The organism is Pantoea sp. FN0307 (assembly GCF_050113815.1).
Lineage (GTDB): Bacteria > Pseudomonadota > Gammaproteobacteria > Enterobacterales > Enterobacteriaceae > Mixta > Mixta alhagi.
Genome location: NZ_JBNJSO010000001.1, coordinates 431,667 through 453,171, shown reverse-complemented (window position 1 = coordinate 453,171; position 21,505 = coordinate 431,667). Strand labels below are relative to the sequence as shown.

18 protein-coding genes are annotated in these 21,505 nt (G+C 55.8%); 7 read left to right on the top strand and 11 right to left on the bottom strand.

Annotation, left to right across the window (positions count from 1 at the left end; genetic code table 11):
• Positions 1-21: 21 nt before the first annotated feature.
• Entirely contained in the window at positions 22-1,599 is a 1,578-nt protein-coding gene (locus ACQE3Z_RS02140) for an MFS transporter (protein WP_426971914.1), read from the bottom strand.
• A gap of 747 nt (positions 1,600-2,346) precedes the next feature.
• Between ACQE3Z_RS02140 and nrdA the strand changes: the two genes are divergently transcribed.
• The 3 genes from nrdA (at position 2,347) to yfaE (ending at position 6,186) form a co-directional block, all read left to right on the top strand.
• Complete coding sequence (gene nrdA, locus ACQE3Z_RS02135; RefSeq protein WP_426971913.1) at positions 2,347-4,632, top strand: class 1a ribonucleoside-diphosphate reductase subunit alpha; 2,286 nt, start codon at positions 2,347-2,349, stop codon at positions 4,630-4,632.
• Positions 4,633-4,792: 160 nt separating this feature from the next.
• Positions 4,793-5,923 (top strand): class Ia ribonucleoside-diphosphate reductase subunit beta, encoded by a 1,131-nt coding sequence (gene nrdB / locus ACQE3Z_RS02130; protein ID WP_085071046.1) that lies wholly within the window; start codon positions 4,793-4,795, stop codon positions 5,921-5,923.
• Between the two features lie 2 nt (positions 5,924-5,925).
• Positions 5,926-6,186, top strand: coding sequence for a class I ribonucleotide reductase maintenance protein YfaE (gene yfaE / locus ACQE3Z_RS02125; protein ID WP_426971912.1), 261 nt, complete (start codon positions 5,926-5,928; stop codon positions 6,184-6,186).
• A gap of 48 nt (positions 6,187-6,234) precedes the next feature.
• Here the strand turns inward: yfaE and ACQE3Z_RS02120 are convergent, their stop codons facing one another.
• The gene (locus ACQE3Z_RS02120; RefSeq protein WP_426971910.1) at positions 6,235-7,431 is read right to left on the bottom strand and encodes a nicotinamide mononucleotide deamidase-related protein YfaY; all 1,197 of its coding nucleotides are present in this window, start codon (positions 7,429-7,431) and stop codon (positions 6,235-6,237) included.
• 226 nt (positions 7,432-7,657) lie between these two features.
• Between ACQE3Z_RS02120 and ACQE3Z_RS02115 the strand changes: the two genes are divergently transcribed.
• On the top strand, positions 7,658-9,100 hold the full coding sequence (locus ACQE3Z_RS02115) for a catalase (protein ID WP_426971908.1): 1,443 nt from the start codon (positions 7,658-7,660) through the stop codon (positions 9,098-9,100).
• 116 nt (positions 9,101-9,216) lie between these two features.
• Positions 9,217-9,816 carry a LysE family translocator gene (locus ACQE3Z_RS02110; RefSeq protein WP_426971906.1) on the top strand — a complete coding sequence of 200 codons (600 nt, stop codon included), beginning with the start codon at positions 9,217-9,219 and terminating at the stop codon, positions 9,814-9,816.
• Between the two features lie 19 nt (positions 9,817-9,835).
• On the opposite strand, the gene ACQE3Z_RS02105 is transcribed toward ACQE3Z_RS02110, so the two are convergent.
• The 8 genes from ACQE3Z_RS02105 to elaB form a co-directional block, all read right to left on the bottom strand.
• Entirely contained in the window at positions 9,836-10,231 is a 396-nt protein-coding gene (locus ACQE3Z_RS02105; protein WP_426971905.1) for a VOC family protein, read from the bottom strand.
• 91 nt (positions 10,232-10,322) lie between these two features.
• Positions 10,323-11,726, bottom strand: a complete 1,404-nt coding sequence (menE, locus tag ACQE3Z_RS02100; protein ID WP_426971903.1) for an o-succinylbenzoate--CoA ligase — start codon at positions 11,724-11,726, stop codon at positions 10,323-10,325.
• Complete coding sequence (menC, locus tag ACQE3Z_RS02095) at positions 11,708-12,670, bottom strand: o-succinylbenzoate synthase (protein WP_426971902.1); 963 nt, start codon at positions 12,668-12,670, stop codon at positions 11,708-11,710. Before menC ends, menE begins: the two co-directional genes overlap by 19 nt.
• The gene (gene menB / locus ACQE3Z_RS02090; RefSeq protein ID WP_085071038.1) at positions 12,670-13,527 is read right to left on the bottom strand and encodes a 1,4-dihydroxy-2-naphthoyl-CoA synthase; all 858 of its coding nucleotides are present in this window, start codon (positions 13,525-13,527) and stop codon (positions 12,670-12,672) included. The genes menC and menB overlap by 1 nt, the downstream gene beginning before the upstream one ends.
• 15 nt (positions 13,528-13,542) lie before the next feature.
• Positions 13,543-14,313: a 2-succinyl-6-hydroxy-2,4-cyclohexadiene-1-carboxylate synthase gene (gene menH / locus ACQE3Z_RS02085; protein WP_250650430.1), complete on the bottom strand. Its 771-nt coding sequence runs from the start codon at positions 14,311-14,313 to the stop codon at positions 13,543-13,545.
• A complete protein-coding gene (gene menD, locus ACQE3Z_RS02080; protein ID WP_426971901.1) occupies positions 14,310-15,974 on the bottom strand; it encodes a 2-succinyl-5-enolpyruvyl-6-hydroxy-3-cyclohexene-1-carboxylic-acid synthase in 1,665 nt (554 codons plus the stop codon). The genes menH and menD overlap by 4 nt, the downstream gene beginning before the upstream one ends.
• 67 nt (positions 15,975-16,041) lie before the next feature.
• A complete protein-coding gene (locus tag ACQE3Z_RS02075; RefSeq protein ID WP_426971900.1) occupies positions 16,042-17,379 on the bottom strand; it encodes an isochorismate synthase in 1,338 nt (445 codons plus the stop codon).
• A gap of 196 nt (positions 17,380-17,575) precedes the next feature.
• The gene (elaB, locus tag ACQE3Z_RS02070) at positions 17,576-17,941 is read right to left on the bottom strand and encodes a stress response protein ElaB (RefSeq protein WP_250650432.1); all 366 of its coding nucleotides are present in this window, start codon (positions 17,939-17,941) and stop codon (positions 17,576-17,578) included.
• A gap of 266 nt (positions 17,942-18,207) precedes the next feature.
• Here elaB and ACQE3Z_RS02065 point away from each other — a divergent pair, with 266 nt between their 5' ends.
• On the top strand, positions 18,208-19,866 hold the full coding sequence (locus ACQE3Z_RS02065; RefSeq protein ID WP_426971898.1) for a glucan biosynthesis protein D: 1,659 nt from the start codon (positions 18,208-18,210) through the stop codon (positions 19,864-19,866).
• 36 nt (positions 19,867-19,902) lie between these two features.
• On the opposite strand, the gene ACQE3Z_RS02060 is transcribed toward ACQE3Z_RS02065, so the two are convergent.
• Positions 19,903-20,352 carry a GNAT family N-acetyltransferase gene (locus ACQE3Z_RS02060; protein ID WP_426971897.1) on the bottom strand — a complete coding sequence of 150 codons (450 nt, stop codon included), beginning with the start codon at positions 20,350-20,352 and terminating at the stop codon, positions 19,903-19,905.
• A 173-nt stretch (positions 20,353-20,525) separates the two neighbouring features.
• On the opposite strand from ACQE3Z_RS02060, the gene ACQE3Z_RS02055 reads away from it, so the two are divergent.
• Positions 20,526-21,455: an omptin family outer membrane protease gene (locus tag ACQE3Z_RS02055; protein ID WP_426971895.1), complete on the top strand. Its 930-nt coding sequence runs from the start codon at positions 20,526-20,528 to the stop codon at positions 21,453-21,455.
• The last annotated feature ends 50 nt before the right edge of the window (positions 21,456-21,505 follow it).

Below are 21,505 nucleotides of genomic sequence, written 5' to 3'. Positions count from 1 at the left end.
AGCCATTTAACGTGGGGGTTTTTATGCCTGAGGGGCCTGTTTCGGCTCCGGCGTATTCTCCGTGACCAGCGGGGCCAGTTTCATTTTCTGGCAGATAGCGCTACGGCCCCAGCACTGCTCATAGGGATAGCCTACCAGCGCCTCGATAACTTCCCGTACTTCCGGTTTGATATCGCTCTGTGCGCCGCCAGCTTTAATGCGCGCCACCTCTTCCAGCACCACCAGATGCGTTTTACGGTTGAGCAGCATCTGTCGGCTGAAAATAATGGCGATAAGAGCCAGGCCAATCACACCGCCGAAGAAGACCCAGGAAATGGCATGCATCGCCGTTTCTGGCTGGGTATGAGATTTAGACTGGAAGCCGTAATAGCTAAGGATTGCCCCCATCACAAACACAATAATTGAGCGCATGATTTTACCGGAGAAGGTCATTGCCCCGGCGTAAATGCCTTCACGACGGCGGCCGGTAAAGACCTCGTCGACATCCGCCAGGAAGGTATACACCGTCCACGGAATGTAATAGACGCCGCCGGTGCCGAGGCCGAAAATAACGGTGATCGCAATGATAGCCACGGTCGCAGTTTGCGGCGGCAGGTTGAAAAAGTGCAGCAGGGAATAGCAGCAGACAGCGAAAATCACAATGCTCAGCGCCCAGATATAAGGCTTACTGAAACCGCGCTTCACGCAGAGCGCGATAAAAATCGCCGTGGAACAGAGCTGCAAAATGGCGTTCAGGCTGTTCAGCCCGGCAAGGATAGCCGGATCGTACAGCAGCACAAACACCACATAATAGGTAAATACCGAAGCGAACAGCCACTCCGCGCCAAAGCCGAACAGGTACATGCCTAAATGTTTGCGAAATACGCGCAGATAGAAAGTGGACTGCATATCACGCGCCAGCGCGCTCAGGGTTTTCCAGAGAGACTGCTTCTGGCGTAACTCTTTTATGCCGTTGTCTTTGCGCTCCCAGCTAAACCAATAGAGCAGGCCCACCGCAATAAACAGAATAGCGCCGTAGGTAATACCGGTATAAAGAAACGGCTGCGCCGATTCTTTGCCATACAGCAGAATAAACTGGCCCGGAATTAACGCCGCGAGGAAATTAGCAATCTTACCAAAGATGGCTTTATAACCGGTGAGCTTGGAGCGCAGGGTAAAGTCATCCGTCATTTCGGTAGCCAGCGTTTCATAGGGCACCATGACGGAGGTATAAATCAGCTCAAAAATAACGTAGGTGGTCAGGTAATACCAAAAGCCAAAGCCTTCAACCCACAGCAGCGGATAAAACACCATCAGCGGCGCGCCGATTAACAGAAAAAAGCGCCGACGGCCAAACCGCTTACCGAGCCAGGTATTACCAAAGTTATCGGTGAGATAGCCCATTATGGGGTTACTGATGGCATCAATAATGCTGGCGACGGAAAAAATAAACGAGGCCTCCAGCAAAGAGAGCCCGCAAAAGGTGGTGTAAAAATAGAGTAGCCAGGCGCCCGCGATGGCTAAAGCTCCACTACCCAGCAGATTTCCGCCGCCGTAGGCCAGTTGATGACCCAGCGTGATTTTCTTATTGGTTCCCAGAGGTATTGATTTTCTTATCATGATATGTCGGCCTTTATATTATTAAACCGCTGTTTCATTTTAAATGAAGTGCTTTTTTATATATTTATAACGAGCGGAATAATGTGATTAACGCCGCATTAAAATCACGTTAATGAGCTATTCATAAGCGCCGTAACGCTTATGGCAGGAGGGGCAGAAAGGAGGCTAAGGAATTTTTTTATTTTTAATCAGCCTTTTACGAAAAGAACACGACAGGAAAAAGTGGGCGGCAAAGCTGATAAACATGAGTATTGTTAAGAAAATATTTTTGATTTAGCGAGATATGTCACATGCTGAAAAAACGCCCAGCTTTTCACTTGAAATTTTTATTTGGTTTCTCTCTTTTCAGGCAACCGTAAAACGCCAGAGATAAAGCAGACCAGGCCTGCTCTGCATTTGACTGTTTTTGCTACAGCGCGTAGACGTTTTTTGCAGAAAAAAAAAGGAATTTTTGCCAGCTGAACAAGAACCAGGCGCTCGATCAAATTCTAACGTTTTTTTTTCAAAGGATTGACATCCGCTGCGCGCCTTATGAAACGTGGACTTAGGAAATTACTTACCCACCGATCACGATTTTTACGCGAAAATCAAGGCTTGTTAAGATGCGATTAATTACTAGAATACTCACCATCTTGTTGTTCATTTACTCCTCACCCCCTATATATAGTGTTTATCCACAGAGTTACTCACAAAGAGCAAGCTGTGTATAAACGGGGGATATTTTTTCACGGACAGGTATAACGCGACATGAATCAGAGTCTGCTCGTCACTAAACGCGATGGCCGCAAAGAGCGCATCAATCTGGACAAAATCCACCGGGTTCTCGACTGGGCTGCGGAAGGCCTGCAAAATGTTTCCGTTTCTCAGGTTGAGCTGCGTTCCCACATCCAGTTCTACGACGGCATTAAAACCTCCGATATTCACGAGACTGTTATCAAAGCCGCCGCCGATCTGATCTCGCGTGACGCGCCAGATTATCAGTATATGGCCGCACGCCTGGCGATTTTCCACCTGCGTAAAAAAGCCTACGGTCAGTTTGAGCCGCCAGCGCTCTACGACCAGGTGGTGCGCATGGTCGATATGGGCAAATACGATCGTCATCTGCTGGAAGACTACAGCCGCGAAGAGTTTGAGCAGATGGACGGCTTTATCGACCATTGGCGCGATATGAACTTCTCCTACGCGGCAGTCAAACAGCTGGAAGGCAAATATCTGGTGCAGAACCGCGTCAGCGGCGATATCTATGAGAGCGCCCAGTTCCTCTATATTCTGGTAGCGGCCTGCCTGTTCTCTAACTATCCGCGTGAAACCCGTCTGGATTACATCAAGCGTTTCTATGACGCGGTATCCACCTTTAAGATTTCATTGCCGACGCCGATCATGTCTGGCGTTCGCACCCCGACTCGTCAGTTCAGCTCCTGCGTGCTGATCGAGTGCGGCGATAGCCTGGATTCCATTAACGCCACCTCCAGCGCCATTGTGAAATATGTTTCCCAGCGTGCCGGTATCGGTATTAATGCGGGTCGTATTCGCGCGTTGGGCAGTCCGATTCGCGGCGGCGAGGCGTTCCATACCGGTTGTATCCCGTTCTATAAGCATTTCCAGACTGCGGTGAAATCCTGTTCGCAGGGCGGCGTGCGCGGCGGTGCGGCTACGCTGTTCTACCCGATGTGGCATCTGGAAGTAGAAAGCCTGCTGGTGCTGAAAAACAACCGTGGCGTGGAAGGCAACCGCGTTCGTCACATGGACTACGGCGTACAGATCAACAAGCTGATGTATCAGCGCCTGCTGAAAGGTCAGGATATTACGCTGTTCAGCCCTTCTGACGTACCGGGCCTGTATGATGCGTTCTTTGCCGATCAGGATGAGTTTGAGCGCCTGTACACTAAATATGAGCAGGACGACAGCATCCGCAAGCAACGCGTGAAAGCGGTCGATCTCTTCTCGCTGATGATGCAGGAACGCGCCTCAACCGGCCGTATCTATATTCAGAACGTCGATCACTGCAACACCCACAGTCCGTTCGATCCGTCGATTGCCCCGGTACGCCAGTCCAACCTGTGCCTGGAAATCGCGCTGCCGACCAAGCCGTTGCTGGATGTCAATGACGAGAATGGCGAAATTGCGCTCTGTACGCTTTCGGCCTTCAACCTGGGCGCCATTAACAGCCTGGAGGATCTGGAAGAGCTGGCGACGCTGGCGGTGCGCGCGCTGGACGCCCTGCTTGACTATCAGGATTACCCGATTCCGGCCGCGAAGCGTGGCGCAATGGGTCGTCGTACGTTGGGTATCGGCGTGATTAACTTCGCCTACTATCTGGCGAAGCATGGCGTGCGCTATTCCGACGGCAGCGCTAACAACCTGACGCATCAGACCTTTGAAGCCATTCAGTATTACCTGCTGAAAGCCTCTAACGAGCTGGCAAAAGAACAGGGCGCCTGCCCGTGGTTCAATGAAACCACCTATGCGCAGGGTGTTCTGCCGATCGATACCTATAAGAAAGATCTGGATGCCATCTGCAACGAGCCGCTGCATCTTGACTGGGATACGCTGCGTGAGTCGATCAAAACGCACGGCCTGCGTAACTCCACGCTGTCTGCACTGATGCCGTCTGAAACCTCTTCGCAGATTTCAAACGCCACCAACGGTATCGAGCCGCCGCGCGGTCATATCAGCATTAAAGCTTCTAAAGACGGCATTCTGCGTCAGGTGGTGCCAGAGTACGAGCGTCTGAAAGATAGCTATGAACTGCTGTGGGAAATGCCAAACAATGATGGCTATCTGCAGCTGGTCGGCGTCATGCAGAAATTTATCGATCAGGCGATTTCTGCCAATACCAACTACGATCCGTCACGCTTTGCCAACAGTAAAGTGCCGATGAAGCAGCTGTTAAAAGATCTGCTGACCGCCTATAAGTTCGGTGTCAAAACGCTTTACTATCAGAACACCCGTGACGGTGCGGAAGATGCGCAGGACGACATCGCCCCATCCATTCAGGATGACGGCTGTGAAAGCGGCGCCTGTAAAATTTAATCGGGTCTGGCCGGCACCTCTCCGGCCATGACGCTTCTTTTGGCCACGTTGGCGACGTGGCCGCAACATGGCAGGCCGTGCGATGCACGGTCAAAACGGCTGTCAGCGCCTCGCCCTGTGCGGCAAGGCCAGCCTGTCCCGTTAGCATGTGGAATCAACTATGGCTTACACCACTTTTTCTCAGAATAAAAACGATCAGCTGCTGGAGCCGATGTTTTTCGGCCAGTCGGTCAACGTTGCGCGCTACGATCAGCAAAAATATGACATTTTTGAAAAGCTGATTGAAAAGCAGCTCTCCTTCTTCTGGCGTCCGGAAGAGGTTGACGTATCACGCGACCGCATCGATTTCCAGGCGCTGCCGGATCATGAAAAACATATCTTCATCAGCAACCTGAAATATCAGACGCTGCTGGATTCCATCCAGGGCCGTAGCCCGAACGTGGCGCTGCTGCCGCTGATTTCGATCCCGGAACTGGAAACCTGGGTAGAAACCTGGGCCTTCTCAGAAACCATTCACTCACGCTCCTACACGCATATTATTCGTAATATCGTTAACGATCCGGCGCTGGTGTTTGATGACATCGTTACCAACGAACAGATCCTGAAGCGCGCCAGCGATATTTCCGGCTACTATGACGATCTGATCGAGATGACCAGCTACTGGCATCTGCTGGGCGAAGGCACCCATCAGGTCAACGGCAAAACCGTAACCGTTAACCTGCGCGCGCTGAAAAAACAGCTTTATCTCTGCCTGATGAGCGTTAACGCGCTGGAAGCGATCCGCTTTTATGTCAGCTTTGCCTGCTCTTTTGCCTTTGCCGAGCGCGAGCTGATGGAAGGCAATGCGAAAATTATCCGCCTGATCGCCCGCGATGAAGCGCTGCACCTGACCGGCACCCAGCATATGCTGAACCTGATGCGCAGCGGCGAAGACGATCCGGAAATGGCTGAGATTGCGCAGGAGTGCCGCCAGGAGTGCTACGATCTGTTTAAGCTGGCCGCCGTGCAGGAAAAAGAGTGGGCGGAATATCTGTTCCGTGACGGCTCGATGATCGGCCTGAATAAAGATATCCTCTGCCAGTATATTGAGTACATCACCAATATTCGTATGCAGGCGGTGGGTCTGGATCTGCCGTTCCAGACGCGTTCAAACCCGATTCCGTGGATTAACGCCTGGCTGGTCTCTGATAACGTGCAGGTTGCGCCGCAGGAGGTAGAAGTCAGCTCCTACCTGGTTGGTCAGATCGACTCCGAAGTAGGCGAAAACGACTTCGACGACTTCCAGCTGTAATCATGGCCGGGAAGCGAATCACGCTGTGCATCTCCGGTGCGCAGCTTGAATATACCGACGAGCACCCTTCTCTGCTGGCGGCGCTGGAAGCGCATAATATCTGCGTGGAATATCAGTGTCGTGAAGGCTACTGCGGCTCCTGCCGCACCCGCCTGATTAAAGGGGAAGTGAGTTACGCCGGTCAGCCGCTGGCCTTTATTCAGCAGGGCGAAATTCTGCCCTGCTGTTGTAAAGCCAACGGTGATATCGAGATAGAGCTGTAGCGTTACTGCCTTCAAGCCCAACCATCGGTTGGGCTTTTGCGTTTCCCATTACGCTTTTAGCGTTTCCACCACATCAACCCAGCCATGCCCGGTAGAGACATCCATGCCGTGCAGCCAGCGACGCAGCATATTCATCGCCATCATCGCCACCAGCTCCTGACGCGTTTTGACCGTGTGACGCTGGTTATTAAACTTCACCTGCTGACCATACGTGCCATCCGGCGTGTGCAGCGCAAAACCGAGCTGCTCATCCTGCAACGATCCTACCAGCAGCGCCAGCGACGCCTGCTGCGCCTTTGCCCGCGCCTGCGCCCGCTGCGCCAGCTGTGAAAGCGTCTCTTCTCCGTCAGGCAGCACTTCACCAGCCCGGCACGCCACGCCGCCGGAAAGGAGCTGCCACAGCAGCAGGCCCGCGCTGAACCGTTCGCTGACGGTGAGTGTCAGCTGCCGCGCGTTTAGCTGCTGCGCCAGCAGCGCCGGTAGCCCCTGCGTGCCTTCAAACAAGGTGCATTCCGCCAGTTGCAGACGCACCTGCTGCCAAACCTGCTCCATTGCTACCCGCTGCGCGGCCGGGCCGGTGAGTTTGATTTCGATAATCGGCGCAGAGGAGCGATAGCCCATGACCACGCCTTTCGGCAGCGGCAGCGGCTCCAGCTCCGCCGCCAGATCGCTCTCGCCGCGCCCAAAGGTAGTCAGACGTAAACAGAGCGGCGGCTCCGGCAGTGCAAAGCGCGCTTTCAGGCGCGGCAGAATTTGCTGTTCCACCATCACTTTAAATTCTGACGGCACGCCGGGCGTAAAGAAGATCCAGCAATCATTGAGCGTGACGGCAAAGCCGCAGGCGGTGCCTACCGGGTTATCAATCAGTTCGCTGCCAGCAGGGATCTCCGCCTGCTTGCGATTGCTGGCTGCCATTGGCCGTCCACGGCTGGCAAAAAAAGCCTCGATTTTTTCCAGCCAGGCAGGCTGCAGTTCCAGCTGTACGCCACAGGCGTTTGCTGCCGCCTGCGCGCTTAAATCATCGCTGGTCGGGCCGAGGCCGCCATTAACAATCAGCACATCCGCAATGCGGCTGCGCTCGGTCAGTGCTTCCACCAGTGCGGAGAGGCTGTCGCCGACGGTGGCGCGGCTGGTCATTGGCAAGCCCTGCTGAAACAGGGTATCAGCCAGCCACGCGGCATTGGTATCGATAATCTGGCCGTGCAGCACTTCATCGCCCGTTGAGAGCATTTCCACTCTAATCACTTCACGTCCCTCGTTTGGTTAAGGCTTTTACTGTAGGAAGGCACGTCAGTGAATACAACGAAAATATCGCAGATGAGAGCGTTTCAGAGATAGCAGTGATAGCTTTTGCCTGATTGTCAGCACGGCGGCTTAGCAGCAAAATAGCGGAAACAATAGGTTTACCCAATCAATGACGGGTTTTACCTCGGTTAAACCTTTGACAATCACACCGATAGAGAATTGCCATATGAATAAAAAAGGTCTTACTACCGCTTCAGGCGCGCCGGTTGCCCATAACAATAACTCTATGTCTGCCGGACGTCGTGGCCCGCTGCTGTTGCAGGATGTCTGGCTGCTGGAAAAGCTGGCGCATTTCGATCGTGAAGTGATCCCGGAACGTCGCATGCATGCCAAAGGCTCAGGCGCTTACGGCACCTTTACCGTAACGCAGGATATTACCCGTTTTAGCCGAGCAAAACTCTTCTCAGAAGTGGGTAAAAAAACCGATCTTTTCATCCGTTTCTCTACGGTTGCCGGTGAACGCGGCGGCGCTGATGCCGAGCGTGACATTCGCGGCTTTTCCATGAAATTTTATACCGAGGAAGGCAACTGGGATCTGGTTGGCAACAATACGCCGGTTTTCTATCTGCGCGATCCGCTGAAATTCCCGGATCTTAACCATGTGGTTAAACGCGATCCACGAACTAACCTGCGCAACCCCACCTACAAATGGGACTTTTTCTCGCATCTGCCGGAAGCGCTGCATCAGTTGACTATCGACTTTAGCGATCGTGGTCTGCCGCGCTCTTACCGCCACATTCATGGTTTTGGCAGTCACACCTACAGCTTTATCAATGACCAGCAGGAACGTTTCTGGGTGAAATTCCATATGCGTTGCCAGCAGGGCGTGGAAAACCTGATGGATGAGGAAGCCGCGCAGCTGATCGCCCGCGATCGTGAAAGCTCGCAGCGCGATCTGTTTGAATCGATCGAACGCGGTGATTTTCCGCGCTGGAAATTTTACGTACAGGTTATGCCAGAGCAAGAGGCGTCACAGACACCGTACAACCCGTTTGATTTAACCAAGGTCTGGCCGCACGCCGACTACCCGCTGATTGAAGTGGGCGAGTTCGAGCTGAACCGTAACCCGGACAACTATTTCGCCGAGGTTGAGCAGGTTGCAATGAGCCCGGCTAACGTGGTGCCCGGCATCGGCTTCTCGCCGGACCGCATGCTGCAGGGCCGTCTGTTCTCCTATGGCGATGCGCATCGCTATCGTCTGGGCGTGAACCACCACCAGATCCCGGTGAACGCGCCGAAATGCCCGTTCCATAGCTATCACCGCGACGGCGCAATGCGCGTGGACGGCAACAGCGGCAATGGGGCGACCTATGAACCCAACAGCTTTGGTGTGTTTCAGGAGCAGCCAGACTTCAGCGAGCCGCCACTGTCGCTGGAAGGCGCAGCCGATCACTGGAACCACCGTGAAGATGATGACTACTTTAGCCAGCCGCGCGCGCTGTTTAATCTGCTGAGCGAAGAAGAGCATCAGCGTATGTTTAAGCGTATCGCCGGTGAACTGGTGCAGATACCAGAGTTTATTCAGCAGCGTCAGATTGCGCTGTTCCGTGAGGTAGACGAAGCCTATGGTGCCGGGGTGGAAAATGCGCTGCGGGCGCTGCAGGGGTAAGCCTGCATTTTCCTGGTACTGAATCAACCGTTTACAGCCCAACCGCAAGGTTGGGCTTTTTTATTGCCTGTTAGCGGCTGGTCAGCAATGGGAGCGTCACCTAATATTCAGGGTTAATGGACATCAATCTAATCGGCTTTCTGCCGGCCCTGTTACCCGTGGCGCTTTCGCCTGGCGCAAGCTTTACGCTGGCCATTAACAGTGCGCTGGCAGGTGGCCGTCGCGGACTGTGCTCTACTCTGCTCGGAACGACACTGGGTATTTATACGCACGCCGTTTTAATCGGATTGGGTATCACGGCGATGGTCGCTTCGCCTGCATTTTTCAACATGCTGAAAATTGCCGGCACCGCTTATCTTCTCTGGTTGGGCATTCAGCTGATCCGTAGCGGCCTTTCAGCGCATACGTTTTCTTTCGATCATGCAGCAAATCCCGTGACGTTAAAAAAAGCCTGGCTGGCCAACGTGCTGAATCCCAAGGCCATCCTGTTTTATCTGACGGTGGTCTCCCAGTTTGCCGGCAGACAGGGGAATATCAGCGATTATCTGGTGCTGGCTTCGCTACACGTTGTGGTAATGGTCGCCTGGCTGCTGCTAGTCAGCAGAGCACTAATTTGTTCTGTCCGTAAAATCGATCCGTTAATGCTGAAAAAATCTGTAAATATCATTGGCGGGCTGCTGCTTATCGCCCTCTCTCTAAAAGCGCTGCTATCCTGATTTTGTTATCAATAACAATTCAGGAAGCCGCCCATCGGCTGTTTTGCAAAACCACACGGTAGCCATCCTTGTCCTGAAAAGTGATACCTTTATTCTTCCAGTACGGGTTAAAAGCACAGGTTCGGGTAAAACCCGCCTGCTCCATTTGATTACAGGCTGCCGTCCACGCTTCCCTTTCCGGAATATACAAAACCAGAAGATCCTCTGCCGAGGGCGCAGGCATAACAGGATGGTCATGGCACAGAGTAAACTCCAGGTGCCAGGGCAAGTCATAACGACCAAGCATACATCCGCTAAAGCCTTCATGGTTGGTAAATTCGCCGATTTCCTGTAGCCCCAACCCACGGCAATACATGTCGCTGCTCTGCCTGAGATCTGTTACCGGTCGCGCGATACGTAAGTGATGAAATAACATCTGTTTTCGCCTGCAATGAAAGGTCAAAACACCATAACACTACTCCCGGCCATTTTCACAGAGAGCCATATCATCAGCTTCCACTCTCCTGCTACCGGGCCTGCAGCCACTGCGCCAGCTGCTGACGTGATAATTTAATACCGCCCTGTGCAAGGTCTTCCGGTAGCTGCAGCCAGCGGAAGGGGCGTTGAAAGCTGGCCAGCTGCGTGCGTGCCCAGGCGGCGATGTTTTCCATCTTTTCATCCGTTGCCAGCGTCAGCAGCGCAACCGGCCTTGCGCCCCACTCTTCATCCGGCTGCGGCAGAATAACCGCCTGCATCACGGCGGGATGCTGCATCAGCAGGCTTTCTATCGCTTCCGGCTGTACCGCCTCGCCGCCGCTGAAAAACAGATTGTCTTTTCTGCCCAACACCTGCAGTTCGTCCTGATGCCAGCGCCCCAAATCGCCAGTGGCAAACCAGCCCTGCTCATTTGTCAGCGGCCACAGTTGTCCATCGCGCCAGTAGCCACTGGCTAAGGTTGCGCCACGGATCCAGATTTCGTCATCAACAATCGCTATCTCACGCCCGTTTAACGCCCTGCCGACGCCAGCCCGGTTGTCCGCCCGCTTGCCACATACCGTGGCGGCGCTTTCCGTCAGGCCATAACCACACCAGCAGCCGATGCCTGTGGCTTGTGCGCGCGTGACTAAATCAGCAGGGATCGCAGCGCCGCCGAGCAGTACCGCCCTTAACCCCGCAGGCCGCTCAGGCTGCCGGAGAAGACGCCATAGCTGGGTTGGCACCAGCGATGCAAAACTGCATCCGCTGAGCGCCTGCGACAAAGGCGATACGGGTAGCACCAGGCAGGCGCCCGCCAGCAGCCAGCGCCAGACGATCCCCTGCCCGGAGACATGATACAGCGGCAGCGACAGCAGCCAGCTTTCGGCAGCGTTGAAATTCATTAGCTGATTCACCCCCGCCGCGCTGAGCAGCAGCGCCTGAAACGTGTGTGCTGCCGCCTTCGGCAGGCCAGTGGAGCCAGAGGTGAGCGTCAGCGTGGCAAGAGCATCGGGCCGCCATAAAACCTGCATTGTTGTCGCCAGCGGCGGCGTCTGGTTTAACCACTGCGCCGTCGGAAAAGTAAGAGGCTGTGTTGCAACCGGCATAACGTCAGACAACGGCTCGGCCAGATCCAGCATGAAGTCAGGAAGCAACATGCGCAGCAACGGCAGCAGCGTCACTGACGGCAGCTGCGGATTAAGCGGTAATACCCGCGCGCCAGCCTGCAATAATGCCAGCCAGGCCAGCAATAGCGACAGGCTGTTATTACCACGTAGCGCCACCAGCGATCCGCACGTCACGCCCTGCTGCTGAAAACCGCTACAGAGCCGCTCCAGCCGCTCTGCCAGCGCCTGCCAGCTTAGCTGCTCTTTGCCTGCCTGCAGCGCGATTGCCGCAGGCAGGGTTTGCGCCCGCACGCGCCATGGAAAATCATTTAATAAATGCGCGTCCACGTTTCCCGATCCTGTAAGGGCAGCATGCAGCCAGGCCAGCATCGCACCAGCTGCTGACGCATCAACGTTAAGGTACCCAGCCCCGGCAGCGACTGTGGCGTTAGCCAGTGCGCCAGCCGCGCCAGCTGCGTCAGTCCCAGGCTGGACTCCAGCGCCGAGCTGATAATCACCTGTAACCCCAGCCGCTGCGCCTCGTGGATTTGCTGCTGAATACGCGCCAGCGAGCCGGTTAACGTGGGCTTGATTACCAACGCTGTCAGCCCCGGCGCAGCCTGTAACTGAAAGCCCGGTTCACGCAGGCTCTCATCCCAGGCGATCGCTATTCCCCATTCGGCGGCAAACGCCAGGCTTTCGGCAGGTGTACGGCAGGGTTCTTCAATAAAGGCGATACGCGCACGCTGTGACGGCGTCAGGCAGCGGGCAAACTGCCGCGCTTTTTCCAGCGTCCAGCTGCGGTTGGCGTCCAGGCGCAGCTGCAGAGCGGGCAACGCTTCCAGCAGCAGGCTGACCTGCAGGCCGTCGCGTACCGCTTCATACAGTCCGACTTTCATTTTGGCACTGGGCGTTTCCTGCTCCTCAAGCTGTAACAGCAGCGCATCGGGATCGCCGTGACACAGCTGCGCGCTGCGCCAGATACCCGCTAACGGCAGCTCCTCCGCCAGCTCTGCGCGGGCACAGCTCAGGCCAAAAGCCACCGAAGGCAGCAGGCTTTCATCAACCGGCCGTGCGGCAAGCCACTGCGTCAGCCAGGCTACGCAGGCCTGCTGCGCCTGCTCCAGCGTTTCGCAGCTGAATCCCGGCAGCGGCGCGATTTCGCCCCAGCCCTGCCGATCCTGCTGTTGCAGCATCACCAGCAGCCCTTGCCGCTGCGTCAAACGACGATCGCGCAATACCACGCCGCTTTCCATGGGAATGGCATAACGCCACAGCTTCGCCTGACGCATCAGGGGTTACGCCTGAACTGACTGAAATCGGGCTGACGCTTCTGGTTAAAAGCGTTGCGCCCTTCCTGCCCCTCTTCGGTCATATAAAACAGCATGGTGGCATTGCCAGCCAGTTCCTGCAGCCCTGCCTGACCGTCGCAGTCGGCGTTCAGCGCCGCTTTCAGACAGCGCAGCGCCATCGGGCTGTTATGCAACATTTCGCGGCACCAGCGCACCGTTTCCGGCTCTAACTGCGTCAGCGGCACCACATGATTCACCAGCCCCATCGCCAGCGCCTGCTGTGCATCGTACATGCGGCACAGGAACCAGATCTCACGCGCTTTTTTCTGCCCAACAATGCGCGCCATGTAGGATGCGCCCCAGCCGCCATCAAAGGAGCCGACTTTCGGCCCGGTTTGTCCGAAGCGCGCATTGTCCGCTGCGATGGTGAGATCGCAGAGCATATGCAGCACGTGCCCGCCGCCAACCGCATAACCCGCCACCATTGCTACCACCGGCTTCGGGCAGTTGCGGATCTGGCGTTGAAAGTCGAGCACGTTAAGATGATGCACGCCGCCGTCATCCTGATAGCCGCCGTAATCACCACGCACTTTCTGATCGCCGCCAGCGCAGAAAGCCTGTTCACCTTCGCCGGTAAGAATAATGACGCCGATCCCTTCGTCATAACGCGCATCCTGCAGCGCCAGCATCATCTCCTGTACCGTCAGCGGTCGAAAGGCATTGCGCACCTGTGGCCGGTTAATGGTAATTTTGGCTATGCCCTCCGGCGATTTGTGATAGCGGATATCGCTGAATTCACCACTGCAGTCATGCCATTCAACCGGCGCGGTAAGCTGTTGTTCATCGGGATAAAGCATAAAGTTCTCCAGAATTCAGACAGGTTGACGCAGCAGTTGCGTCAACCGATCGCTAAAGGCGGCAGGACTGGCACGATGGGCATTGTGTCCGGCAGCCGGGATGGTGTGCAGCGGCAGACGCGCCTGCATGGCGAGCTGAATAAATTTATTGTCCCATTCACCGCACAGATAGCTGAAAGGCACGCTCAGCTGCTGAAGTTCCGGCAGCAAATCAGGCTGCTTGCTTAATGAAGTGGCGTGCAGCATTGCCGCCAGCGAAGGGCCGTCGCCCGTGCTTCGGTGCCTGACCAACGTGTTGCGCTGTTGCTCGGTCAGCTCGTTAAAGAGCGGCTGCCGATACCAGACCTGTAGCGCGTCAGGCAGCGGTAGCTGGCGGAAACGGCTTATCCACAAGGTATCGCGCGCAGCGCGCGCCCGACGCTGTTGTTCATCGGCCAGCCCCGGATGCCCCGCCTCCACCACCAGCCCGCATAGCCCAGGCAGCGCTGCGCGGCAGGCGTAATACATCGCCACGCGTCCGCCGAGGGAATAGCCGATGAGCCAGTAATGTTGAATCTGGTAATGACGCAGCGTAGCGCCGATGCGCTCGCTGAGTTCATCAAAGCCGCTGACGCGCTGCCCGCAGGAGCCGCCGTGCCCGGGCAGATCGATGCTCAGCATCGGCCAGTCGATAAACGCCTGCTGTACCGGCAGCCAGTCATGCAGGGTGCCCAGGAAACCATGCAGCCAAACCAGAGTTGGCTTGCTGCTGCGCCGATGTCCCTGCCAGCGGGCGTGCAGGATCATAGCGCTGCTCCCATCGCCACCAGGCGGGCAAAGGTCTCCGCACCGCTATCGGGCGCTACGCTGAACTCTACCAGCGTGCCGCCCTGCTGCATAAAACCCTGTTTAACGGCCTGTTGTAGCGGTTCCCAGGCGGTAACATGCTGATAATCAAGGCCGAACATCTGCGCTGCCGGGGCAAAGCTGACCGACTGCGGCAAAGTGAAAAAACGCTCGCGCTCGCTGACCGGCGTCGGCAACAGAGAGAAAATGCGGCCGCCGTTGTTGTTAACCACCACCAGCACCAGCGGCGCGGCAAGCTGACGCAGCAGCGCCAGACTGTTCAAATCATACAGGGCAGAGATATCGCCCAGCAGTGCCAGCACCGGACGCGCCTGAGCGCGCTGGATGCCGCTTAAGGTTGCTATCAGGCCATCGATCCCGCTGGCGCCGCGATTGCAGTAAACCGGGTAGCCAACCGGCAACTGCGCTAACGCATCTGTCAGCCGTATCAGCAGGCTGTTACCAAGAAACAGCGCGCCATCCGGCGGCAGTAATTCCGTCAGCCGGTGCGCCAGCAGAGCCTCTGGCGTATTTCCTACGACCGCGCTGGCCTGGCGCTGGATGGATGCGGCCAGCATGGCCAGCTCAGGTGCCCAGGGCGTAGCGGCTACTGCCGGATGCGCATTAATCCAGCCGCCGATCTCACTGACGATACGTCGCCCCGGCTGGCTGGCTGGATCGCGCCGCCCCGGCAGCGCATCGATAAGCCACCACTGCTGCGGGCGCGCCTGCTGCTGCCACTGCAAGAGCCGTTTGCTAATCAGACTGGTGCCAAACTGCACTACCAGCTCCGCCTGATTTAATTGCTGCTGCGCCTGCGGGCTGCTCAGCCACAAATCCGCACAGGGCAGCGGCTGGCCGGTTTGCGATTGAATATCTGCCAGCAGCGGCCAGCCCAGCGTGGCCGCCCACCGCGCCACCGCCGCGCCCTGTTCCGGGCGCATTTTGCCTGCGATAACCACGCCGCGTTTTTGTCGCCAGGCTGGCCAGTCGCTCTGCTGCGTATGGTTTTCCGGCGCGCTGTGGGTCACCCACGGGATCGATTGCTGCATCCATGCATCCAGCGACGCCAGCCATTCACGCCAGGCGTTATCCTCTGTGCCATAGAGCGGCTCAGCAAAGGGACAGTTAACGTGCAGCGCGCCCGTCCCGGCTGCGGCAATCGCTTCATCCAGCGCCGCCGCCAGCCAGCGGGCATCAATTTCAGGCGTTGGCCGCGGTAAATCGCAGCGGTGGGCAAAATGTGAAAATATGCCTGGCTGGGTAATCGCCTGATTAGCGCCGCAGTTAATCAATTCCGGTGGTCGATCGGCGCTCAGTACAATCAGCCGCTCACCGGTTAGCTGCGCCTCAATAACGGCGGGCAGCAGATTCGCTACGGCAGTGCCCGAGGTCACTATCAGCGCCACGGGGGTACGCGAGCCTTTCGCCAGGCCAAGTGCTAAAAAGCCCAACCCGCGTTCATCAAAATGGGTATGGCAGGTCAATGCAGATTTGGCTGCCGCCAGCGTGAGCGGCGCAGAACGTGAGCCTGGCGCGATACAGATATGACGCACCTGATGACGCGCCAATACCTCAATAATCACCTGCGCCCAACGGCGGTTAAAGCTACTGTCAGACATACTCTCCCCTTAGTGTCATAACGTTGTCCGACGATGCAGCGAGCTTTCCTTCGCCATGCGGATGAATTCAGGCGGAATGCGCCACTGGCGGCTTCCCGGTCAGGCGGGGTTGTAGTGGTGCCGCGCGGGTGGGCAGCAATGCTGCCAGCGCCGCCATTTTGTTTTCTGTTTCCTGCCATTCCTGTTGCGCATCGGAACCGGCGACGATCCCCGCGCCGCCATACAGCCGCACTCGCGGCCCCTGGACCAGCGCACAGCGCAGCGTGACGCAGAATTCGCTTTTTTGTCGGGAGATAAAACCAGTGGAACCGGCGTACCAGTCACGATTCAGCGCTTCATGGCGCTGCAGAAAGGCGTATGCCGCCGTGCGCGGCAGCCCAGCTACCGCCGCCGTGGGTTGCAGGCGCTGTAAAATGCGCGCGTCGCTGCGGCTGCGTAATTTGCCGTGGATGCGTCGTCGTAAATGCTGAAGATTGCGCAGGCGTACCAGCTCTACCGGCATGACCTCCAGTTCGCTGACTATTTCCTGTAGCCGGGAACAGATATCTTCCATGACCAGTGCGTTTTCATGCTGATTTTTGGCGTCCTGCAGCAGCCACTGCGCCTGCTGCAGGGCAAGTATGGGATCGATATCGCGCGCCACCGTGCCCGCCAGCGCCTCAGTCAGCAGCGTATTTTGCTGCCGCAGCCAGAGCCGCTCCGGCGAGGCGCAGACCAGCGCGCTGTCGTCTGCAAAGCGCAGCATAAACTGATAACAGTGCGGATTGGCGCGCCGGCTGGCCGCCAGCAATGCCTCCGGCGGCAACGGACGATCCCATAGCAGGTCCATCGTGCGTGCCAGCACCACTTTTTCCAGCTCTCCGGCGGCAATTGTCGCTAACGCCGAGTTTACTCGCTGGCTCCACTCCGCCTGTTCCGGCTCACACTGGCTCTGTTGCAGCTGCCCACGTATTAATGGCAACGGCTGCGGCACGCGCAACCCATGCAGGAAGCGTACGGCAACCTGCGCATCCTCCTGCAGGTTATGATCGCTTTGAACAAACAGCGTCAGCCGTTCACCACGGCTGTCCTGCTGCCACATTAGCCGCGGTAGAAAGAAAAAGCTGTCAGTGGCGGCAAAACGGTTGCTGCCCCAGATCCGCCAGTTCCCGGGCAAAGCGCGACACGCCTGTTCAGCCTGATACAGCGTCTGGTAACAGCGGATGGCTCCGCAAAGCGCAACCTGCTCATGGCCGTTGCGGTGCTGCCACCAGAGCTGGGGCCGGTACGGCTGGGCACAAAGCCAGGACAGGGAATCCTCGCCGGACGCAAGGGAAACGGTTAACGCGCGAAAGCCCGCTCCTCTGCTGTTGATTTTTGCCAGCTCAGTGAGCAACGCGCTATACGCGGCAGGAAGCGAATACACGAATACCTCCATAATCATAAAGAGGTAGCTAGTGTAAAAGGGAGAGTGACAGGGGATTTTGATGCAGAACAGTTCGCACCACGTTTTGTCGCGGTTCAGGCTGAGAAGAGTCGGGTAAACGCAGAGGATTGTACGGCGGAAAAGAGGAAAAACCAGCCTCTTCCCGGTTGGTCAGAGGCTGTTTGCTACAGAACGCTTAGCGACGCGCCAGCAGCAGGCCGAGGATCAGGCCCGCAGCTGCGCCGATACCGATACCCTGCCAGGGTTTTTCATGAACGTAGCCATCGGCACGACAGGCTACCTGTTTGGCACGGTAGTAGTAGGAATCGGACGCCGCGCTGACGCGCGTTTTCACTCCGTGCAACGCCTGTTCCGCCTTCTCTTTTAGCTCAAGGTATTTCTGATCGGCCGGATCGCCGGAGGATTTCAGTACCTCTTCCAGCGTTTCGGTAAGCAGCGTGAGATCATCATCCAGGCGCGTTTCCTGTGGTTCACCGGCTACCTGAGGCTTATCCGTTACTTGCGGATCGCGCTTTTCTTGCGAGTCAGTTGATACAGCCATTTTCTTCCTCCGTGTAAAACACATGAATGTCCACTAACTATAGACACTTTTTACATCCCTGCCTGAACAGACGTTTAGGAATTTACTGACAGGGCTGGCGGAAATTCGTTGGTTTATATGATTAATCTGATAAATTCCTGTTAACCGAATTTTTGCCGCCTGCGTCTGTCGTAGCTGACTGTACCCCAGACTCATCCTGGGAAAGCAAATGGGTGCAGAAGCTCGATCACTACAAACTCGTTCAGCATAAGGAAAGCGTTTCTGGCATGAATCGAAGAATGTTTATGAAAACCTCAATGGCATTCGCTGCGGTTAGCGGCATGTCTGGCTTATCCACGCTATTTGCACAGTCCGCCTGGGCAGAAGATGGCATCGCTGACGGCACTGCGACGCGCTTTGACTTTGAGGTACTAAAGAAAAAAGCCGCCGCGCTGGCGCAAAAGCCCTGGGGCGGCGCGCCAGGCCCGTTGCCGGATACGCTGGCGACCATGACGCCGCAGGCTTATAACGCCATCCAGTATGATGCGAATCACTCTCTCTGGAACGATATCGATAACCGGCAGCTGGACGTGCAGTTTTTCCACGTCGGCATGGGTTTTAAACGCCGTATTCGCATGTTCTCTGTCGATAAAAGCAGCCGCGAAGCGCGTGAGATTCACTTCCGCCCGGAGCTGTTTAACTACCAGAACACCAGTGTCGATACCAAACAGCTGGAAGGTAAAACCGATCTTGGCTTTGCCGGTTTCCGCGCGTTTAAAAAGCCGGAGCTGGCGCGGCGCGATATCGTCTCTTTCCTGGGAGCCAGCTATTTCCGTGCGGTGGATGAAACCTACCAGTATGGCCTGTCGGCGCGCGGCGTGGCGGTAAACACCTTTAGCAACGGACAGGAAGAGTTTCCCGATTTCGTCGCCTTCTGGTTTGAAACGCCAAAAGCGGATGACACCACCTTTACCGTTTACGCCCTGCTTGATGGTGCCAGCCTGACCGGTGCCTATAAGTTTGTTATCCACTGTGAGCCGAAGCGCGTGGTGATGGAGGTGGAAAACCACCTGTATGCCCGCAAAGATATTCGTCAACTGGGGATCTCCCCAATGACCAGTATGTTCAGCTGCGGCAACAGCGAACGTCGTATGTGCAACACCTATCATCCGCAAATCCATGATTCCGACCGTCTGGCGATGTGGACCGGTAAAGGGGAATGGATTGCCCGTCCGCTGAATAACCCGCGCAAGCTGCAGTTTAACGCTTACGATGATGAGAACCCGCGGGGCTTTGGCCTGTTGCAGTTGAATCATGATTTTGAAGATTATCAGGATGTGATTGGCTGGTATGACAAGCGCCCCAGCCTGTGGGTGGAGCCGATCGGCAAATGGGGCAAGGGCGCCATCAATTTGATGGAGATCCCTACCACCGGCGAAACGCTGGATAACGTGGTCTGTTTCTGGCAGCCGGAGCAGCCGGTTAAAGCCGGTAGCGAACTCTCTTTCCAGTACAAGCTTTACTGGAGCGGCCTGCCGCCGGTACGCAGCGAACTGGCGCGCGTAGAGGCAACCCGTTCCGGCATTGGCGGCTTCCCCGAAGGCTGGGCACCTGGCGAGCATTTCCCGGATGTCTGGTGTCGTCGTTTTGCCGTTGATTTTGTTGATGGCGATCTGAAAAATGCCGCGGCAAAAGGCATCGAGCCGGTGATTACCGTCTCTGCCGGCACCATTAAGCAGGTAGAGATTCTGTATGTTGAGCCGCTAAACGGCTATCGCATCCTGTTTGACTGGTATCCCACCAGCGATGCTGTTGATCCGGTCGATATGCGCATGTTCCTGCGCACCAACGATGAAACGCTGAGTGAAACCTGGCTTTATCAATATTTCCCGCCACCGCCGGACCAGCGGAAATATGTTGATGACCGCCAGATGACGGTAGGCTAAATAACAGGCGGAGCATTGCGCTCCGCCTGTTACGTATTACTTCATCATATCGATATGCGGAATATTATCTTCCAGATAGACCTCGCCCTGCGGCTTAAAACCCATGCATGCGTAAAAGCGCTGTAGATGCGCCTGCGCCGAAAGAAACTGCTGACGTTCAGGCCAGTACTGCTCACAGCTTTCCAGAACCCTTTCCATCAGGCGATAGCCGAGCTGTAATCCCCGCGCTTCGCTGGTAACAATCACGCGCCCAATCTTTACCGGGCTGTCGGCATTTTCTGGCGCCAGAATACGTGCGCAAGCCAGTATTCTTCCTTCGCCCAGCGCAAAAATATGGCGGTTATCACGCGCTAAATCCTGCCCATCAATATCTTCATACGCGCACTGCTGCTCGACGATAAAAACGCGATTACGCAGAGCCAGAATGTCATGCAGTTGCTGAACGTTTAGTTCGCTATGATGCAAATCGTACCAGGTTAACTCCATACGCCTGCTTTCCCCTTGGTTTTAGCCACATGTCGCCATCGAACATCAATTTTGCCTGCTAATAATGCGCGTTATGCCGGTTTAATATAACCTCAATCGATGCTTAAAAAACCGGTATCGTTTTAAAAATCATGGAAAAATGCCTGCGCTTTTATATCAACAGGAGGTTGAAGATGAAATCGATAAAAGCGCTTTGCAACGGAACGCTCCCCTTGACGCTGTGGCTAATGAGCCCGCTGGCGATCGCCAACAGTCTCCCCTCTTATCCGGTAACATTTACACTGGCGACTGGCTGGCTCGGTGGCAAATCCAACGAATACGTTTACGACGAAGGGCATAAAAATAGCGAGCTGGACTGGAAAATAAAGAACGCAGCGGTTATTCGTGGCCATCTCGACTGGGAGATTGCGCCGCAACTTAGCCTGGCGCTTAGCGGCTGGACAACCCTGGCGCGGGGCAGCGCAAAGATGGATGACTATGACTGGATGGTTGATAACCAGTCGCACTGGAGCGACTGGTCTACCTGGCCTGCTGCCCGTCTTAACTATGCTAATCAGTTTGCCGTCAGCATTACCGGCTGGCTGCTACAGCAACCGGAATATAAGCTTGGCGCAGCGTTGGGTTATCAGCAGACGCGGATCAGCTGGCAGGCACAGGGCGGCAGTTATATCTATGATAACGGTGCCGATATCGGCCGTTTTTCCCGTGATGAGCGTGCCGCCGCTTATCAGCAGCGTTTTTCCGCGCCCTGGCTCGGCATCGCCGGACAGTATCGTTATAAAAAACTGGAGCTTAACGCGCTGATTAAATATTCCCCGTTTACCAACGCACACGATAATGACGAGCATTACACCGATTATAATACCTTTCGCGTCAAAACCCGCCGTAGTGATTACTGGGCCGCCAGCATGGATGCAGGCTATTATCTTTCACCACAGTTAAAAGTGCTGGCAGCGCTAAGTTGGGAAGATTACCGGCAAAGTCGCGGGCAAATGCAGATAATTGATTATGACCAACAGACCTATGATTATAGCGAGAAGGGAGGCGGCGGCGTGAGTCATAAAAATTACAGCCTGACCGCTGGCCTGCAATATCATTTCTGATGCCAAAAAAAAAGCCCTGTATCGCTACAGGGCTTTCTCTTTATCGGCTG